Below are 16,936 nucleotides of genomic sequence, written 5' to 3' on the forward strand. Positions count from 1 at the left end.
CCTAGTCCAGCCGCCTCACCTCCATCGCCTTGCCGGTGGACCCATGGTTGACGCCGGCGGTGCGCAGGAAGGGATTGTCCTTGCCGGCGCCCCACAGCGCGATGCCCTGGGCCAGCAATCCGCCATCGACCTTCAGCACCTCGCCGGTGATGAAACGCGAGTCGTCGGAGCACAGGAACGCCGCGGCGGCGGCGATGTGCGTGCCCTCGCCGCGCTCCGGCCAGGGCTGGCGGGCGAATTGCTGCTCGAACTTCTCCGGCCGGCCGCGATGCACCAAAGGCGTCGAGATCACCCCGGGGGCGATGGCGTTGACGCGGATGCGATGCGGCGCCAGCTCGGCGGCGACGTTCTCGGTCAGGCTGATCACCGCGGCCTTGGCGGCGGAGTAGGCGTGGCTGCCGCCGCCGCCGACAATGCCGGCGATCGAGGCGGTGCTAAGGATGGCACCGCCGCGGCCATGCGATTTCATGGCGATCGAGGCGTGCTTCATGCCGAGGAAGACGCTGCGGGTGAGCACCGCGAAGGTGTAGTCCCAGCCCTCGACCGTGGTCTCGGCGATCGGGCCGAAGGCCCCGCCCACTCCGGCATTGAGGTAGGCGATGTCGAGTGTGCCGAAAAGCCGCTGCGCCTCGGCCACCATCGCCGCCACATCGCGCTCCTCGGCCACGTCGGTGCGGATGAAGCCGATGCGCTCGCCCTGGCCGCGCGCCCGCGCCAGGGCCAGCGTCTGCCTGCCGTTGTCCTCGTTGAGGTCGGCGACCAGCACCTTCGCGCCCTCGTCGAGGAAGCGCAGCACCGTGTCGCGGCCCATGCCGCTGCCGCCGCCGGTGATGATCGCGACCTTGTCCTGAAGCTTGCCCGCCACGCGTCCGTCCTCCCTGTGTTGTGCCGAGCCTACACGCAGAAAAAGCCTCCCGTCCCGAGGGCCGGGAGGCTTCTTCCGGTGTGCTATCGCTTACCGAACCGGCGGATGCAGCGAGATCTCGGCGACGCCCACGGCCACGTTCAGGCCGACCGAGCCCTCGACGCTGATCGGCTGCAGCGTGATCTGCCGCGGACCGCCGCCGACCAGCACGTTGGCGCCGACGCCCAGGCCGGCCGCGACCGCGGCGCTGACGCCGGCGTAGTTGCCGACCAGCGCGCCCGGCTCGACGTAGCCCGGTGCCGCGACCAGCCAGATGATGTGGGCCTCCTTGGTGAAGCCGATATCGACGCCGAAGCGCTTGATCTTGCCCTGGTAGACCTCGGCGCGACCGTCATCGCGATAGAAGATGCAGTTCAGGTCTTTCGATGAGCCGAAGACGAAGCTGACGCCGCCAGCCACGCGGCAGTTCAGCGAGCCGACATTGACGCCGCCACGCGGCGGCGGCTGAGTGGCGACGTTCTGGGCCTGGGCGACGCTTGCACCGGCAAGGGTGCCGGCGAGCAGCGCCGCGGCGGTGATTCGCGCAAGCATGATCCTGCCTCCTTCGAGGAACGACCCCTGATGGCCGTCCGCGAAGAACGCCCGCGAAATGGCGGCGTTGCTGCGAGGCAGGATTTAGGCGGCCACGCGTGCGCCGCGATCGCGGCCTTCCAGCACCGCTTTGTGACGCTGAAACAGATCGATCACGGCATCCATCACGGCGCGCACGCGCGGCAATGTGCGCAGATCGCGATGCACCAGCAGCCACTGCTCGACGGCGACGTCCTCGAGAATGCCGCCGACGCGCCGCAAGCTGCCATCGGTGTCGCCGAGATAGCAGGGCAGCACGGCCAGCCCGGCACCGAAGCGCACGGCCTCGTGCAGGACCAGCCAGTTGTTGGTCCGCGTCGCCGGCTTGTCGCCGTCGAGCAGCTCGGTGACCCATTTCTGGCCGGGCATGTAGCTGTGGTCCTCGTCGAAGCCGATCCAGGGCAGGGCGCGCAGCCTGTCGCGCGACGGCCGGCCGGCGGGCGCAAGCTGCGGCGCGGCATAGATCGCGTAGGCGACGCGGCCCAGCTTGCGCGCGACGATGTCGGCGAGATCGGGCACCTGCTCGCGGATCATCAGATCGGCCTCGCGGCGCGACAGGTTGGCCAGCATGTGGCTGGTCACCAGCTCGAACTCGATCTCGCGCAGGGCGGCGCGGAGGTCGCCGACGTGACGGGCGAGCAGGGTGGTCATCGCCTCGCCGGCCGAGATGCGCACGACGCCGCGCGCGGTATCGGTGAGCCCGGCGCTGCGCCGGCCGATCGATTCGGCGGCGCGCTCCATCATCTCGGCGTCGTCGAGCAGCTCTTCGCCGGCCGAGGTCGGCACGAAGCGGTCCGGCAGGCGATCGAACAGCCGCGCACCGATGCGCTCCTCCAGCGCGTGCACGCGCCGCGCCACGGTGGGATGGCTGACGCCCAGACGCCTGGCGGCCATGGTCAGGCTGCCCTCGCGCGCCAGGGTGAGGAAAACCCGCAGATCGTCCCAGTCGGCACTCATGTACAAGAATGTACAGGAACTGGTCATTCTTGTCGAATGACGAACGCAGGCGTACGGCCTAGCCTTGCTTGCGAAGTTGCACAGGGAGTTGATCCATGGCCTTCGTGACCGACGCATCGCTGCCCGGTCGTTGGCAATTAGAGCTGCCGCGAACCCTGTACGGCGCGGTTCGTCGTCGCCTGGAATTGGCCCGCACGCGCGAAGCGCTTCTCGAGCTCGACGCGCGCCTGCTGGCCGATGTCGGGCTGGACCGCGCGGCCGCCACGGCCGAGGGCGGGAAGGGGTTCTGGAGCTAAGCCATGCATGTTGAACGGCGTCTGTTCAGTTTCACGGCGGGGGTGCGCGGCCGCATCGCCTGGGCGGTGGCCATCGGCTTGGCGGCGGTCGTCGCCGGCGTGGCGCGCCTGGCGCTGCTGGGCTGGCTGATCGCCGAGATCTTCCTCGGCAGGGACCTCGACGCGCTGATATGGCCGATCGCGGCGGTGGCCGCGGTGATGATCCTGCGCGGCGCGCTCGAGCACGCGCGCACCATGGTGGCGCACGAGACCGCCGCGGTCGTGCAGCGCAAGCTCCGGCGCGCGATCTTCGACCGCATCGCCGCGCTCGGCCCGGCGGCCGTGGCGCGGCGGCGCTCTGGCGCGCTGACGCTGTCGCTGGTCGACGGCGTCGAGCAACTCGAGGTCTATTTCGGCCAGTTCCTGCCGCAATTCCTGATCGCGCTGCTGACGCCGCCGCTGATCTTTCTCGCCGTGGCCTTCATCGACCTGCCGGTGGCGCTGGCGACACTCGCCTTCGCGCTCCTGGCGCTGTTCGCGCCGGCGCTGTGGCACAAGAAGGACGCGCAGGCCTCGCTCGAGCGACAGCGTGCCTACGCCGCCTTCGCCGCTGACTTCCTCGACTCGATCCAGGGTCTGGCGACGCTCAAGGCCTTCGGCCAGAGCGGCGTGCGCGCCGATCGCCTGGCCGAACGCGCGCGCGAGCTGTTCCGCCGCACCATGTGGGTGCTGGCGACCAACTCAGCGGCGCGCGGCATCACCGATACCTCGATCGCCTGCGGCGCGGCCGCGGCGTTGGCGCTGGGCGCCTGGCGGGTCGAGAGCGGCGCGCTGTCGATCGCCGGATTGCTGGTGATCCTGATGCTGGGCATCGAGGTCTATCGGCCGATGCGCGAGCTGCGCTCGGTGCTGCACCAGGGCATGGTCGGGATGTCGGCCGCCCAGGGCATCTACGCCATCCTCGACGACCAGCCGTCGGTAAGCGACGCGCCGGCGGCGACGCTGGGTGGGCCGCTGACGCCGTCCATCGCCTTCGAGGACGTGGTCTTCCGCTACCCGGGCAGCCCGCGCACGGTGCACGACGGGCTGAGCTTCAAGGCCGAGGCGGGTGAGCGCATCGGCATCGTCGGCCCCTCGGGCGGCGGCAAGTCCTCGGTCGTGCGCCTGCTGTTGCGCTTCCACGATCCGGACACCGGGCGCATCACCATCGGCGGCCATGACCTGCGGAACCTGTCGTTCGAGCAGATCCGTTCGATGATTTCGGTCGTGAACCAGGACACTTTCCTGTTCCACGGCACCGTCGAGGACAACATCCGCATGGGCCGGCCCGACGCGACGCACGAGCAGGTCGAGGCTGCGGCGCGCGCCGCCAATATCCACGACTTCGTGACGGGCCTGCCCAACGGCTACGCCACCGTGGTCGGCGAGAAGGGCATCAAGCTCTCCGGCGGCCAGCGTCAGCGCGTCGCCATCGCGCGCGCGCTCTTGCGCGACACGCCGATCCTGGTGCTCGACGAGGCGCTGTCGGCGGTCGATGCCGAGAATGAGGCGGTGATCCAGGAGGCGCTCGATGGCCTGATGCGCGGACGCACGACCCTGGTGCTCGCACATCGCCTCTCGAGCGTCATCGGCTGCGACCGCATCCTCGTGCTCGACGGCGGCAGGGTGGTCGAGAGCGGCGCGCACGACGCGCTGATGCGCCGGGGCGGTGTCTACGCCACCCTGATGGCCGAGCAGGCGCGCGAGCGGCAGGCGCAGGAGCAGGCGCCGGTCGCGCCCGAGTCGGAGCGCGACGACGTTGCCACCGAGCGCGCGGTGACGTTCAAGGCGGCGCAGACCGAGGGCATCCTGCGCGCCGAGGGGCTGGGCTGGTTCCGGCTGACCGTCGAGCTGATGAAGATGATCCTGCCGTGGAAGGGCAAGCTCGGCCTGACCTTTGCCTTCGGCGTGCTGCGCGTACTTGCCTTCATCGGCGTCGGCGTGCTGGGCGCGCTGGCAGTGCAGGCGCTGAAGAACGGCCAGCCCTACGCACCCTATCTGTGGGCGCTGGCCGTCGTGGCGCCGCTCTCGGGCCTGCTGCACTGGCTGGAATCCTGGCTGGCGCACGACATGGCCTTCCGTCTGCTGGCCGAGATGCGCATTGCCACGTTCCGCAAGCTCGACGCGCTGGCGCCGGCCTATCTGACGCGGCGCAGGACCGGCGACCTGATGTCCCTGGCGACGCACGACATCGAACTGGTCGAGTACTTCTTCGCCCATACGGTGGCTCCGGCCTTCGTCGCCATCCTGGTGCCCGCCGTGGTGCTGATCGTGCTCGGGCAGGCCAGCGGCTGGATCGTGCTCGCGCTGCTGCCGTTCCTGATAGCCGTCGGCCTGAGCCCGTTCCTGATGCGCAAGCGCGTCGACCGGCTGGGCTCGCGGGCGCGCGAGGCGGCGGGCGAGCTTGGCGCCTTCGCCGTCGATTCGGTGCAGGGCCTGGGCGAGATCGTCGCCTTCCAGCAGGAGAAGGCGCGCGGCGAGAAGCTCGACGCGCTGACCGCGCGGCACGCCGGCCTGCGCCTGCCGTTCTTCCGCGAACTCACCCTGCAACACAGCCTGACCGAGATCTTCACCGGTTTCGGCGGACTCGCCGTCGTCGCCGCCGGCGCCTGGCTGGCGTCACGCGGCGCGATCGATTCCTCGGTCCTGCCGCTGCTCGCGCTGCTGGCGATGGCGGCCTTCCTGCCGGTGTCGGAGATCGCCCATGTCGGCCGCCAGCTCGCCGACACCATGGGCTCGACGCGCCGCGTCTATGCGCTCGACAACGAGCCGGTGCCGGTGACCGACGGCAAGGGCGTGCCGGCGACCTCCGGCGCGGCGGCGCTAACCCTGGAGAACGTGCGTTTCACCTATCCCGGTCATGATCGGGCGGCGCTGCATGACGTGAGCTTCGCGGTGCCGGCCGGCAAGACCGTGGCGCTGGTCGGCATGTCGGGCGCCGGCAAGACGACCACGGCGCAATTGCTGATGCGCTTCTGGGATCCCGACCAGGGCCGCATCACCTTCAACGGCGCGGACCTGCGCGACTGGAAGCTCGACGATCTGCGCCGCAACATCGCCCTGGTGGCCCAGGATACCTACCTGTTCAACGACACGCTGCGCGCCAACATCCTGATCGCGCGGCCCGATGCCAGCGAGGCCGACCTGCTGGCCGCGGTCGAGCACGCCTCGCTGAAGGATCTGGTCGCGGCGCTGCCGGAAGGCCTGGAGGCGCCGGTCGGCGAGCGTGGCACCAGCCTGTCGGGCGGCCAGCGTCAGCGCGTCGCCATCGCCCGCGCGTTCCTGAAGGACGCGCCGGTGCTGATCCTCGACGAGGCGACGTCGCACCTCGACGCGGTCAACGAGCAGGCGGTACGCGGCGCGCTCGACCGGCTGAAGGCCGACCGCACGACCATCGTCATCGCCCACCGCCTGTCGACGGTACGCGACGCCGACCTGATCGTGGCCATGGACGAGGGCAGGGTGGTCGAGACCGGCGATCACGCCAGCCTGATCGCCCGGGGTGGGCTCTATGCCCAGCTCGTGTCGCGGCAGATGGCCGGGCCGATGGCGGTGGCGGCGCAGTAGCGGCTATCGCCGCCAGCGCGGCGGCAGGGCGGGTGTCGAGCGGGTCGCTGGAATGACGATGCGCGTGCCGTCGGAGTTGCGCAGCACGATGTCGTGCTCGCGCCGGATGATCACTGTCGCGCCGCTGGGCTGGCGGTAGACCTGGACGCGCTGACGCGGCGCGGGATCGGCCGCGAAGGAGTCGATCGGCGCGAGCATCAGGCAGAAGGCGAACGCCACCAGTCTCATGCGTGCACCATACCATCTCAGCCGAGCCGCTTCAGCGCCTTGATCACCTCGCGCAGGCCGCGGCCCAGGACCTTGTCGCGGCGCATCACCAAAGCCAGCTTGCGGCTCAACCGCGGCGACAATGTGTGCGTCGTGATCGGCAGGCGCTCGCCCCTGCGGCGGATCGCGCTGCCGGGGAGGACGGCGACGCCCAGCCCGGCGGCGACCAGCTGCTTGATCGCCTCGACATTGCCGAGGTCCATGACCGGCGTGGGATGCACGCCGGCCCTGGTGAACCAGGCGTCGGTCAGGCGGCGCGTGTTGCCGGCGGTCTCGTACAGGATCAGCGGCCGCCGGGCGAGCTGGGCCGCCGTCACCGTTCTCGGCAGTGGCTCGCCCTCGGCCGGCGCGATGGCCACGAAGTCGTCGTCGAGCAGGGGCGTGACGGCAAAGGCGCGACCGGGCGCCGGCAGCGTCACCAGACCGATATCTACCGCGTTGCCCTCCAGCGCCTTCAGCACGTCGATGGTGTTCTGCGAGGTCACCGTGATCTCGAGCGCCGGGAACCTGCGACGCAGATCGCGCAGGATCGGCGGCAGGAGGTAGATGCTCGCCGTGGCGCCGGTGCCGATGCGCACTCGGCCGAAGGCGCCGTCGCCATACGCCGCGAGATCGTCGAGCGCGGCGCCGACCGCTTCCTCGATCCGTCCGGCATGCGCCAGCAGGCGCCTGCCGCTGTCGGTCGCCATCGCCCGCTTGCCGACGCGCTCGACCAGGCGCACGCCCAGCCGCTTCTCGAGCTGGCGTACCTGCAGGCTTACCGCCGGCTGGCTGATGCCCAGACGCTCGGCCGCGGCCGAGAAACCGCCAAGCTCGATGACCCGGGTGAAGGTGTGCAGCTGGTCGAGGCGGAGATCGCGCATGCCAAAGGATTGCTTATGATTGGTATTACCTTCAACAGCTTCTTTTATGAGAGCGGCGGCAGCATGCTGGGCGCGTCAAATCCGGAGGATATCCGTGCCCGCGACCAAACCGACGCCGATCGGCGGCCCCTCATCTTGGCTCGCCAGCGACTGGCAGGGCCGCGACGACTGGATGCTCAAGCTCACCGATGCCGACCGGGCGGAGATCGACGAGACGGTCCGCCGGACCCGCTCGCTCGATATCCAGGCCATCACGCGAGACGACTTCGCGCTGCCGGGGCTGGCGGCGCGCCTGCGGGCGTTGCGGGCTCGTATCAAGGACGGTGCGGCCTTCGGCTACGTGCGCGGCCTGCCGGTCGAAGGTTACGACCGCGAGACGCAGCTGCGCGTCTACTGGGGCCTGTCGCGCCATATCGGCGATCCCATCCCGCAGAACCGCAACGGGCACATGATAGGCCATGTCATCGATGTCGGTGACCGGCCCGACAATGTCGACCGCCGCCTGACCCAGAGCAACGCCGAGCTCGCCTTCCACTCCGATTCCTGCGACGTCGTCGGCCTGCTCTGCGTGCGCACGGCGATGCGCGGCGGCACCAGCGCCATCGTCAGCGCCATCGCCGTGCACGACGAGATGCTGAGGCGCGACGCCAATCTCTGCGCCGCGCTCTACGAGCCGGTCGTGCTTGATCGCCGCGGCGAGGTGCCGCCGGGCCGGACGCCGTGGTTCGAGATGCCGGTCTTCACCATGCACAAGGGGCAGTTCAACGGCTATGGCCCGCTGCCGCAGTACATCGAATCGAGCCAGCGCTTCGCCGACGCGCCGCGGCTGACGGCACGGACCCGCGCCGCGGTCGAGCTGTTCTACGCGATCTGCGCCGAGGACCGGTTCTGCCTGCGCATTCCCTTCGAGCCGGGCGACATCCAGTTCCTGCAGAACCATCTCATCTTTCACTCCCGCACGGCGTTCGAGGACTGGCCCGACAAGGCGCACAAGCGCCACCTGATCCGCATGTGGCTGTCGCTGCCCGACGGCCGCGAGCTGCCGCCGATCTTCCTCAACAAGTGGACCAGCATCGCGCTGGGCACGCGACGCGGCGGCGCCGTCGTTAGCAAGGGCAGGGCGCCGATGATCCCCTTCGAACCCGAGACCCGCGCCTTCGCCTAGTGCCGGCGCCGCGGCGACGGCGGCACGACGCGGACGTAGCCGTCGGAGCGCACGATCGTTCGCGTGCCGTCGCGGTCGCGCTGGATGATGGTGACGCCGCGATCGGTAACGATCGTCCTCTCGCGGTAGCGGCGCTCGCTGCCGCTGCTGGTGGTGCTCGTCGAGGAGTAGTTCGACGGCGTGCTGTAGGACGGCGTGTAGCCGGCGCCGTCGTGATCGGGGAAACACGCTGTCAGGCAGCCGGCCAGCCCCATCAGGCCGAGCACCCCTCGCGCTTTCGTCATCGCCGTGACCTCCGGCCGATGACACAGCCTAGCGCATGGCCAGACGACGGCGTGCGTCGGATGGTTACGCGGTGTTGCGGCGGTGCGCGCTCGCCAGCGCCTGGTCGAGGTCGGCGTAGAGGTCTTCCTTCGCCTCGATCCCGACGCTCAGCCGCAGCAGGTCGGCCGGCGCCGGCGTGCCGGCTCCCTCGACGCTGGCGCGATGCTCGATCAGGCTCTCGACGCCGCCCAGCGAGGTGGCGCGCTTCCACAGCCCGACCTTCGCCGCGACGGCGATGGCGGCCGCCTCGCCGCTGAGATTCAGCGTCGCATCGCTCTTGACGCGGATCGACATCATGGCGCCGAAGCCGCCCGCCATCTGCCGCGCCGCGATGTCGTGCCCGGCGAAGCCCGGCAGGCCGGGGAACAGAACCGCCTCGACCAGCGGATGCGCCGCGAGCCTGCGCGCCAGCCACTGGGCGTTGTCGGCGGCGGTCCGCACGCGCGGGAACAGGGTGCGCATGCCGCGCAGCAGCAGGTAGGCTTCCAGCGCGCCCAGGATCGTGCCGAGCTGGGCGCGGATCAGGCGGATGCGCTGGAAATGCTCGTCGTCGCGCGCGCCGACCAGGGCGCCGGCCATCACGTCGCTGTGGCCGGCGAGGTACTTGGTAGCGGCGTGCATCACCAGGTCGGCGCCGTGCTCGATCGGCCGGGTGAATACCGGCGTCGCGCAGGTCGAATCGACGGCGAGCAAGGCGCCGGCGTCGTGGGCAATCCTGGCGCAGGCGGCGATATCGGAGATGCACCACAGCGGGTTGGCCGGCGTCTCGAGCCAGATCATGCGGGTCTTGCCGGGCCTCACCGCCCGGCGCACGGCCTCGACCGAATCGGCGTCGACGAACTCGACCGCCAGGCCCCAATGGGTGGCGAAGTTCAGCAGCCAGTTGCGCAGCGACCAGTACATCACCCTGGGCGCGATCACATGGTCGCCCGGCGCCAGCGCCAGGAAGCAGGCGGTCGCCGCACTCATGCCCGATGAGAACACCAGCGCCCCCGCGCCGCCTTCGAGCTTCGCCAGCAGCTCCTCGGGCTGGTTGTAGTTGGGCGAATCGGCGCGGCTGTAGACGCGGCCCGAGCGGTACTGGTTGTCGGGATCGCGCAGGTAGGTAGTCGCGAGGTGGATCGGCGGCACCACCGCGCGCGTCGCCTCGTCGACCCAGCCCAGCGCCTGGGCGGCGAGCGTTTCGGGAGAAAGAGGGGGCTTCTTGTCTGTCATTCCGAGCGCAGCGAGGGATCTAGGGAGAGTTGCCTGGATGTCTCGCTTCGCTCGACATGACAGGGGCGTTGCGATGCGGGCGGCCTACGCCACGCGCTTCCGCTGGCTGGGGTGGTCGCCGGCGATGCGCAGGAAGTTCTCGAGGATCCTGTGGCCGTGCTGCGAGGCGATGCTCTCGGGATGGAACTGCACGCCGTGGATCGGCAGGCTCCTGTGGCGCATGCCCATGATCATGCCGTCGTCGAGCTGGGCGACGATCTCGAGCTCGGCCGGCAGGCTGGCCCGCTCGACGATCAGCGAGTGGTAGCGCGTGGCTTCGAAGGGCGACGGCACGTCCTCGAACACGCCCTTGCCGGTGTTGCGGATCGACGACAGCTTGCCGTGCATCGGCACGCCGGCGCGCACCACCTTGCCGCCGAAGGCCTGGCCGACCGCCTGATGGCCGAGGCAGACGCCGAGCAGCGGCACCTGCTCGACGGCGGCCGCCCTGATCAGCTCGAGGCAGATGCCGGCCTCGTTGGGGGTGCAGGGGCCCGGCGACAGCACGATGCCCGCAGGCTTGCGCGCCAGTGCTTCGGCCACGGTGATCTGATCGTTGCGGTGCACGTCGCACACGCCGCCGACATCGCCGATGTAGTGCACGAGGTTGTAGGTGAAGCTGTCGTAGTTATCGATGACCAGCAGCATGGAATGTCCTTTCGCGGCGCAACCTAGCCCGTCACGCCAGCCGCAGCAACGGCACGGCACCCGCCGCCAGCAGGACGGCGAGGATGCGCGTGACGGTGAACGGCTCGCGCAGCCAGACGATGGCGATCAGGATGGCGAAGACCGAGCTGGTGTCGCGCAGCGCCGATGACGGGGCGATCGGCGCTTCACTCCAGATCCAGAGGATCAGCAGGTAGGAGGCGACGGAGGCCACGGCGGCCGGCGCGGCGACGCTCCAGTTGCCGCGCGCGAGCCGGAGCGGACCGCCAAGGTGCCGGTTGCGCCACCACATCGCCGCGGCGTTGGTGATCGAGACCACGAAGCCGTAGGCCCAGGGCGATCCCGCCGCCCGTGCGCCCTGCGCATCGCACATCACGTAGATCGCGGAGGCCACGCCGGCGATCGACACCCACAGGAGCGCGCGCGACGGAAAAGAGCGGTCGCGGCCGGCGCCGCCGGCCAGCAGGCCCAGGGCGGCGACGATCAGCGCGATGCCGAGAAGCGTGGTCAGCCCGAGCCGGTCGCCGGCGAGCAGCGCCGCCATCGGCACCACCAGCACCACCGAGATGGCGCGCACGAGCGGGTAGACGAGGCCGAAGCCGGCCTGCTCGTAGGCTTTCAGCAGCGCCATCACGGCGACGGTGTTCGACAGCGTCGATGCGGCGACCCACTGCCATGCCGCCGGCGCCGGCAGTCCTGTCCACAGCAGGAAGGGCAGGGACAGCGCGGCGCTCATCAGCATCTGCGCCGCCATGGCCTCGGCCGGACGCGGGCTCGCCTTGACGGCGGCGTTCCACCCGGCGTGCAGCGCGGCGCTGGCCAGCGCCGCCACGACATGGATCCCGTCCATCGTCAGGCGAGCTTGCGGTAGTAGACATGGGTGGCACAGAGGCCGCCATGCGGGAGCAGGGCGTAGTCGGGAATTACGCCGGCCAGCGTCCAGCCGGTGCGCGCGTAGAGGCGGCCGGCGTCGTCGCTGGCGGTATCGAGCACCAGTAGAGTCTTGCCGGCGTTACGCGCGGCATCCTCGGCGGCGCGCATCAGCGCAGCACCGATACCGAGCCGCCGGGCGCGGCGATGCACCAGCATCTTGGAGAGGTCGGCGCGGTGCGGCTGGTTCTCGGGCTGGCCGAGCACCAGCTGGACCGTGCCGACGATGCCGATGTCGTCCTCGGCGATCAGCAGGGCGCGTGCGCCGCTCTCGACGTCCGCGGCGACGCCGCGCCAGAAGGCAAGCGCCCTGGTGCGCGACAGCGGATGCATGAAGCTCACCGAGGCACCACCGGCGACGCAGTCGATCAGCACGTCGACCAGGCCCTCGAGCTGCTCCTTGTCGAGGCGGCTGACCTGGCGGACGGCGCAGCGGCTCATCGGGCGGCCGCCGGTTGGCCGACGATGACGACCGCGTAGCGGGCCTTCCTGCGGGAGCGGTTGCGGAAGGCGGTGGGGCGGTCGAGAACGAATGCGAAGCAGTCGCCCGCGCGCAATTGATGCCGCTCGTCGCCGACGCTGACCTCGACGGCGCCGTCGAGCACCCAGACCTGCTGGTGCACGCGGGTGTCGCGCGCGCCGCTGTCGAAGGCGACATGGGCACCGGCGGGGAACTCGACCTCGACGATCTGGATCGGCGAAGCGACGCCCGCGGGAGAGACGTTGCGCCTGACATAGCCCGATGCGGGATCGCGCCATTGCGGCTGCTCGGCACGGCGCGCGACGGGATCGCCACTCGGGGCCGGCGGATCGAACAGGCTGGCGAGCGACACGCCCAGGCCGGCCGCCAGCTTTTCCAGCAGCGCCGCCGTCGGGCTGCTCTCGCCGCGCTCGATCACCGAGATCATCGAGCGGCTCACGCCGCTGCGCTCGGCCAACGCGTCGAGGGTCAGCCCGCGCATCGCGCGGAGGTCGCGCAGTCGGGTGGCGATCCGCTGGTCGAGGCTGGCGTCATCCATAATGATGGATGACATTCCACTATCCTGGAATACACGTCAAGTACCCTGACTGTTTCCCGGCGGCTTGGCGTGCTTGCGGTCGACGCAGGTGCCAGCGCATCCTCGCCGCACGCGTCCGCCCGGCAGGTGCGCGCGTCAGTTGGAGTAGAGGAGGAGCGTTAGGAAACACGGCAGGCCGGCGTGGCGTAGCAGCGCGTGCGGTCGCAAGGGAGGAACGACAATGAAGTTCAGCAACGGGTGTATCGCCTTGCTTGCCGCGGCGGCCGTCACGGTCGCGACCGCGGATGGCGCCTGGGCGCAAAAGCGCGGCGGCGTGCTGAAGATCCAGCACATGGACACGCCGCCAAGCGCCTCGATGCACGAGGAAGCGACGATCTCCACCAACATGCCGTTCATGGCGATCTACAACAACCTGGTCATGTACGACCAGCAGAAGCCGCGCAACAGCTTCGAGACCATCGTGCCGGATCTGGCGACGAGTTGGTCGTGGAGCGCCGATGGCAAGGCGCTCACCTTCAAGTTGCGCCAAGGGGTCAAGTGGCACGACGGCAAGCCGTTCACGTCCAAGGACGTGGTCTGCACGGTGGATCTGCTCACCGGCAAGGCCACGGACAAGCTGCGCCGCAATCCGCGTGGTGCCTGGTTCGGCAATATCGAGAAGGCGACGGCCAACGGCGACTTCGAGGCGACGATCCACGTCAAGAATCCGCAGCCCTCGCTGCTGGCGTTGCTCGCCTCGGGCTACACACCGATGTATCCCTGCCATGTCCCACTGGCCGACATGCGGCGCAAGGCCGTTGGCACCGGCCCGTTCAAGCTCGTCGAGCTCAGGATGAACGAGGGCATCAAGCTGACCCGCAATCCGGACTACTGGAAGCCGGGCAGGCCGTATCTCGACGGCATCGAGTACACGATCATCCAGGATCGCTCGACGCGCATGCTATCGTTCATCAGCGGCAATTTCGACATGACGTTCCCGACCGACGTCACGGTGCCGCTGCTCAAGGATATCAAGAAGGACGCGCCGCACGCGCAGTGCACGATGCGGCACACTGCGGTCAGCACCAACCTGATCGTCAACCGGGACTCGCCGCCGTTCGACGACCTGCGCATCCGCAAGGCCATGGCGCTGACCCTCGATCGCAAGTCGTTCATCGACATTCTGAGCGAGGGCCAGGCGGCGATGGGCGGCACGATGCTGCCGCCACCGTCGGGCGTCTGGGGCCTGCCGCCGGAGGAGCTCACGACCGTCTTCGGCTACGGCGACGTCGAGAAGAACCGCGAGCAGGCGCGCGCGTTGATGAAGGAGGCCGGCTACAGTCCGGAAAAGCGGCTGAAGATCAAGGTCAGCACCCGCAACATCGCTCCCTTCCGCGATCCGGCGGTGATCCTGATCGACCAGCTGCGGCACATCTTCATCGACGGCGAGCTCGAGATCATCGACACCGCGGTGTACTACAGTCGCATGTTCAAGAAGGAGTACACGGTGGCGCTGAACCTCACCGGCAGCGGCGTCGACGACCCCGATCAGCACTTCTTCGAAAACTACGCCTGCGGCTCGCTGCGCAACTACAACAATTACTGCGATCCGGAGGTGACGAAGCTGTTCGAGGCCCAGTCGCGCGAGACCGACCTGAACAAGCGCCTGAAGATGGTGCGGGAGATCGACCGCAGGCTGCAGGAGGACGTCGCCCGGCCGATCATCTCCCACAACGTCGCCGCCGGCTGCTGGCAGCCCCATGTCAAGGGTGTCGTGATCCAGACCAACAGCATCTACAACGGCTGGCGCTTCGAGGATCTCTGGCTCGACAAATAGGGCCTCAAGCGGGAAGGCTGCCCGTCGGGCGGCCTTCCTGACAAGCGTCGAAATTGTCGAGCACGGGGACCGCAGACGGCGGCGCGACGGCAGCCTATGGTGGCTGCAACAAAAACGTCACACGCCGTCCTTCCTCCCTCATGGCCACCGTGCTCGACCCGCTCGTCATCGCCCTGCTGCTTGCGGCGGCGGTCATGCACGCGAGCTGGAATGCCATCCTGAAATCCGACCGTGCCGACCGACTGGCGACGTTCGGGGTGATCATGGCTATGGGCGCGCTGCAGGGCGCGATCCTGGTACCGTTCCTGCCGATGATCGATCCGGCGGCATGGAAATGGGCAGCCTGCTCCGTGGCGGCCCATCTCCTCTATTACGTCTTCCTGCTCAAGGCCTACGCCTACGGCGATCTCAGTCACGCCTATCCCATCGCCCGCGGATCGGGTCCGCTGCTCGTGGCGGTGTTTTCGGGTCGCCTGCTCGGCGAGGCGCTGCGCTCCCAGGACGTCCTGGGCGTCGTTCTGCTGTCGGCCGGACTGATCGCCCTGGCGTTGCCGGAGCGCGATGGTCGCGCCACCGGAGAAGCATCGCCGGGAGCGCGCCGCCGCCATCGGCTGGCTACTCTCTTCGCGCTGCTCACCGGCGTCACCATCGCGCTCTATATCGTGGCGGACGGCCTGGGCGTGCGTGCCGCCGGCCCCACCCTGGAGCACAAGATCAGCTACATCGCTTGGCTCAACCTGCTCGAGGGACCGTGGCTGCTGCTCTTCGCGATCTGGCGGCGGCCGCGCGCGGTGGTCGGCTACCTGCGCACCAACTGGCATCGCGGCGTGGCGGGCGGACTGGTGGCGCATGGCGGCTACGGCATCGCCATCTGGGCGCTGTCGCAGGGGCCGATGGCGCATGTCGCGGCGCTGCGCGAGACCTCGGTGCTGTTTGGCGCGCTGATGGGCGCACTGCTGCTGGGCGAGAGCTTCGGTCGCCGCCGCGTCGCCGCCGCGGCGGTGATCGTCGCAGGCCTCGTGCTGATGAATGCACCGCGCCTGTTCTGAAGCGCCGATGTGCTAGAGTGCCGGCAACGACAACGAAGCGATTTCCCCTCGCATGGCAGCTTCCAAAGGGCGGACCCGCAAGAGCGGCGGCGGCAAGACGCGCGCGCGCAAGGGCAAGTCGCGCAAGGCGGCGCCGGCGACAATCGGCGCGCGCCTCGATGAGGCGCTTGCCGCCGTCGGCGCCTACGGCCGCGGCCTGTTCGACGCCATGCTGGCGCGGCGGCTGGCGTTCGGCGCGTTGGCGCTGCTGTGCCTGGCGGTCCTGGGCATCGGTGGCGGCTTCTGGCTGACCGGCATTCTCAATGGCCCACGTCCGTCGCCGCCGGCGACGATTGCGGCGAAGCCCGAACCGTCGCGGCCGGCGCCGACGACGAGCAGGCCGTCACCGCCGCCGCGCTACGCCAGCATCGAGCAGGTACCGGGGCTGCCGGTGTACAGCGAGTCGGAAGGCAAGCCGCAGCCGAACTACGAGGAACGCCGCGCACCGCCATCGACGCCGCGCGCGGCGCCGGCGGGCGCAGCATGGCAGCGCAACGCCATCGCCTTCAGCGACGATCGTCGCCGGCCGCTGATCGTCGTGGTGATAGACGACATGGGCCTCGACCGGCCGCGCTCGCGTCGGATCACCGAGCTGCCGCGTCCACTGACCCTGTCCTATCTGCCCTATGCGCGCAACCTCGCCGAGCAGGCAACGGCGGCGCGCGGCCGCGGGCACGAGCTTATGCTGCATCTGCCGATGGAGCCGTTGTCGCGCGGCGTCGATCCAGGACCCAACGCGCTGCTCACCAACCTGTCGCTCGACATGATCCGCCGGCGCACGGTCGCGGCACTGGACTCGTTCTCCGGCTATGTCGCGGTCAACAATCACATGGGCAGCAGGTTCACGACCTGGCGTCCCGGCGTCGAGGTGTCATTGCGCGAGATGAAGACGCGCGGGCTCGCCTTCCTCGATTCGCGCACGCATGCCGACACGGTGGGTGGCCTGGTGGCCGAGGAACTCGGCATGCCCAACGTCGATCGCCACGTGTTCCTGGACGATGTCATGGCCATCGACGCCGTGCGGCGACAGCTTGCCGAGACCGAGGTGCTGGCGCGCCGCCAGGGCTTCGCCGTCGCCATCGGCCATCCGCACGACGTCACCATCCAGGCGCTGGCGGAGTGGCTGCCCGGCCTGTCGGGCAAGGGCTTCGTCCTCGGCCCGATCAGCGCGGCGATCCGCCGACGGGGTTGGCAGTAGCCCGCGGCGCGTT

The 16,936-nt window shown here is 69.5% G+C and carries 17 protein-coding genes; 6 read left to right on the plus strand and 11 right to left on the minus strand.

The genetic code is table 11. The annotated features are described in order from the left end of the window. Window position 1 precedes the first annotated feature (1 nt). The 3 genes from KF889_16275 to KF889_16285 all read right to left on the minus strand — a co-directional run bounded on the left by KF889_16275 (window position 2) and on the right by KF889_16285 (window position 2,452). Window positions 2-811 (minus strand): SDR family oxidoreductase, encoded by an 810-nt coding sequence (locus KF889_16275; protein ID MBX3500997.1) that lies wholly within the window; start codon window positions 809-811, stop codon window positions 2-4. 144 nt (window positions 812-955) lie between these two features. Beyond that, window positions 956-1,456 (minus strand): DUF992 domain-containing protein, encoded by a 501-nt coding sequence (locus tag KF889_16280; GenBank protein ID MBX3500998.1) that lies wholly within the window; start codon window positions 1,454-1,456, stop codon window positions 956-958. A gap of 84 nt (window positions 1,457-1,540) precedes the next feature. Next, window positions 1,541-2,452, minus strand: a complete 912-nt coding sequence (locus tag KF889_16285) for a LysR family transcriptional regulator (GenBank protein ID MBX3500999.1) — start codon at window positions 2,450-2,452, stop codon at window positions 1,541-1,543. Window positions 2,453-2,547: 95 nt separating this feature from the next. Between KF889_16285 and KF889_16290 the strand changes: the two genes are divergently transcribed. Further along, window positions 2,548-2,748: a DUF1127 domain-containing protein gene (locus KF889_16290; protein ID MBX3501000.1), complete on the plus strand. Its 201-nt coding sequence runs from the start codon at window positions 2,548-2,550 to the stop codon at window positions 2,746-2,748. 3 nt (window positions 2,749-2,751) lie between these two features. Beyond that, window positions 2,752-6,333, plus strand: coding sequence for an ABC transporter ATP-binding protein (locus KF889_16295; GenBank protein ID MBX3501001.1), 3,582 nt, complete (start codon window positions 2,752-2,754; stop codon window positions 6,331-6,333). Window positions 6,334-6,336: 3 nt separating this feature from the next. Here the strand turns inward: KF889_16295 and KF889_16300 are convergent, their stop codons facing one another. After that, window positions 6,337-6,561 carry a hypothetical protein gene (locus tag KF889_16300; protein MBX3501002.1) on the minus strand — a complete coding sequence of 75 codons (225 nt, stop codon included), beginning with the start codon at window positions 6,559-6,561 and terminating at the stop codon, window positions 6,337-6,339. A gap of 17 nt (window positions 6,562-6,578) precedes the next feature. Continuing rightward, a complete protein-coding gene (locus KF889_16305; GenBank protein ID MBX3501003.1) occupies window positions 6,579-7,463 on the minus strand; it encodes a LysR family transcriptional regulator in 885 nt (294 codons plus the stop codon). A 46-nt stretch (window positions 7,464-7,509) separates the two neighbouring features. Between KF889_16305 and KF889_16310 the strand changes: the two genes are divergently transcribed. After that, the gene (locus KF889_16310; protein MBX3501004.1) at window positions 7,510-8,628 is read left to right on the plus strand and encodes a TauD/TfdA family dioxygenase; all 1,119 of its coding nucleotides are present in this window, start codon (window positions 7,510-7,512) and stop codon (window positions 8,626-8,628) included. On the opposite strand, the gene KF889_16315 is transcribed toward KF889_16310, so the two are convergent. The 6 genes from KF889_16315 to KF889_16340 all read right to left on the minus strand — a co-directional run bounded on the left by KF889_16315 (window position 8,625) and on the right by KF889_16340 (window position 12,836). Further along, a complete protein-coding gene (locus KF889_16315; GenBank protein MBX3501005.1) occupies window positions 8,625-8,912 on the minus strand; it encodes a hypothetical protein in 288 nt (95 codons plus the stop codon). The two genes, KF889_16310 and KF889_16315, sit on opposite strands and share 4 nt — an antisense overlap. Window positions 8,913-8,976: 64 nt before the next feature. After that, complete coding sequence (locus KF889_16320; protein MBX3501006.1) at window positions 8,977-10,167, minus strand: PLP-dependent transferase; 1,191 nt, start codon at window positions 10,165-10,167, stop codon at window positions 8,977-8,979. Between the two features lie 84 nt (window positions 10,168-10,251). Continuing rightward, window positions 10,252-10,854 carry an aminodeoxychorismate/anthranilate synthase component II gene (locus tag KF889_16325; GenBank protein ID MBX3501007.1) on the minus strand — a complete coding sequence of 201 codons (603 nt, stop codon included), beginning with the start codon at window positions 10,852-10,854 and terminating at the stop codon, window positions 10,252-10,254. Window positions 10,855-10,885: 31 nt separating this feature from the next. Next, window positions 10,886-11,722 (minus strand): hypothetical protein, encoded by an 837-nt coding sequence (locus KF889_16330; protein ID MBX3501008.1) that lies wholly within the window; start codon window positions 11,720-11,722, stop codon window positions 10,886-10,888. A 2-nt stretch (window positions 11,723-11,724) separates the two neighbouring features. After that, on the minus strand, window positions 11,725-12,243 hold the full coding sequence (locus KF889_16335; GenBank protein ID MBX3501009.1) for a GNAT family N-acetyltransferase: 519 nt from the start codon (window positions 12,241-12,243) through the stop codon (window positions 11,725-11,727). Then, window positions 12,240-12,836, minus strand: a complete 597-nt coding sequence (locus KF889_16340; GenBank protein ID MBX3501010.1) for a helix-turn-helix transcriptional regulator — start codon at window positions 12,834-12,836, stop codon at window positions 12,240-12,242. Before KF889_16340 ends, KF889_16335 begins: the two co-directional genes overlap by 4 nt. 205 nt (window positions 12,837-13,041) lie before the next feature. Here KF889_16340 and KF889_16345 point away from each other — a divergent pair, with 205 nt between their 5' ends. From KF889_16345 to KF889_16355, 3 genes are all read left to right on the plus strand, one after another. Continuing rightward, on the plus strand, window positions 13,042-14,637 hold the full coding sequence (locus tag KF889_16345; protein ID MBX3501011.1) for a peptide ABC transporter substrate-binding protein: 1,596 nt from the start codon (window positions 13,042-13,044) through the stop codon (window positions 14,635-14,637). 149 nt (window positions 14,638-14,786) lie between these two features. Continuing rightward, window positions 14,787-15,686 carry an EamA family transporter gene (locus KF889_16350; GenBank protein MBX3501012.1) on the plus strand — a complete coding sequence of 300 codons (900 nt, stop codon included), beginning with the start codon at window positions 14,787-14,789 and terminating at the stop codon, window positions 15,684-15,686. Between the two features lie 52 nt (window positions 15,687-15,738). After that, complete coding sequence (locus tag KF889_16355) at window positions 15,739-16,923, plus strand: divergent polysaccharide deacetylase family protein (GenBank protein MBX3501013.1); 1,185 nt, start codon at window positions 15,739-15,741, stop codon at window positions 16,921-16,923. The last annotated feature ends 13 nt before the right edge of the window (window positions 16,924-16,936 follow it).

The sequence above is a fragment of the Alphaproteobacteria bacterium genome (genome assembly GCA_019635875.1).
Taxonomy (GTDB): domain Bacteria; phylum Pseudomonadota; class Alphaproteobacteria; order Reyranellales; family Reyranellaceae; genus JAFAZJ01.

Excerpts from the sequence above, each read along its gene's own strand:
- KF889_16275 (MBX3500997.1), bottom strand. The coding sequence starts at position 811 with ATGGGCCGCGACACGGTGCTGCGCTTCCTCGACGAGGGCGCGAAGGTG.
- KF889_16280 (MBX3500998.1), bottom strand. The coding sequence starts at position 1,456 with ATGCTTGCGCGAATCACCGCCGCGGCGCTGCTCGCCGGCACCCTTGCC.
- KF889_16285 (MBX3500999.1), bottom strand. The coding sequence starts at position 2,452 with ATGAGTGCCGACTGGGACGATCTGCGGGTTTTCCTCACCCTGGCGCGC.
- KF889_16290 (MBX3501000.1), top strand. The coding sequence starts at position 2,548 with ATGGCCTTCGTGACCGACGCATCGCTGCCCGGTCGTTGGCAATTAGAG.
- KF889_16295 (MBX3501001.1), top strand. The coding sequence starts at position 2,752 with ATGCATGTTGAACGGCGTCTGTTCAGTTTCACGGCGGGGGTGCGCGGC.
- KF889_16300 (MBX3501002.1), bottom strand. The coding sequence starts at position 6,561 with ATGAGACTGGTGGCGTTCGCCTTCTGCCTGATGCTCGCGCCGATCGAC.
- KF889_16305 (MBX3501003.1), bottom strand. The coding sequence starts at position 7,463 with ATGCGCGATCTCCGCCTCGACCAGCTGCACACCTTCACCCGGGTCATC.
- KF889_16310 (MBX3501004.1), top strand. The coding sequence starts at position 7,510 with ATGAGAGCGGCGGCAGCATGCTGGGCGCGTCAAATCCGGAGGATATCC.
- KF889_16315 (MBX3501005.1), bottom strand. The coding sequence starts at position 8,912 with ATGACGAAAGCGCGAGGGGTGCTCGGCCTGATGGGGCTGGCCGGCTGC.
- KF889_16320 (MBX3501006.1), bottom strand. The coding sequence starts at position 10,167 with ATGACAGACAAGAAGCCCCCTCTTTCTCCCGAAACGCTCGCCGCCCAG.
- KF889_16325 (MBX3501007.1), bottom strand. The coding sequence starts at position 10,854 with ATGCTGCTGGTCATCGATAACTACGACAGCTTCACCTACAACCTCGTG.
- KF889_16330 (MBX3501008.1), bottom strand. The coding sequence starts at position 11,722 with ATGGACGGGATCCATGTCGTGGCGGCGCTGGCCAGCGCCGCGCTGCAC.
- KF889_16335 (MBX3501009.1), bottom strand. The coding sequence starts at position 12,243 with ATGAGCCGCTGCGCCGTCCGCCAGGTCAGCCGCCTCGACAAGGAGCAG.
- KF889_16340 (MBX3501010.1), bottom strand. The coding sequence starts at position 12,836 with ATGTCATCCATCATTATGGATGACGCCAGCCTCGACCAGCGGATCGCC.
- KF889_16345 (MBX3501011.1), top strand. The coding sequence starts at position 13,042 with ATGAAGTTCAGCAACGGGTGTATCGCCTTGCTTGCCGCGGCGGCCGTC.
- KF889_16355 (MBX3501013.1), top strand. The coding sequence starts at position 15,739 with ATGGCAGCTTCCAAAGGGCGGACCCGCAAGAGCGGCGGCGGCAAGACG.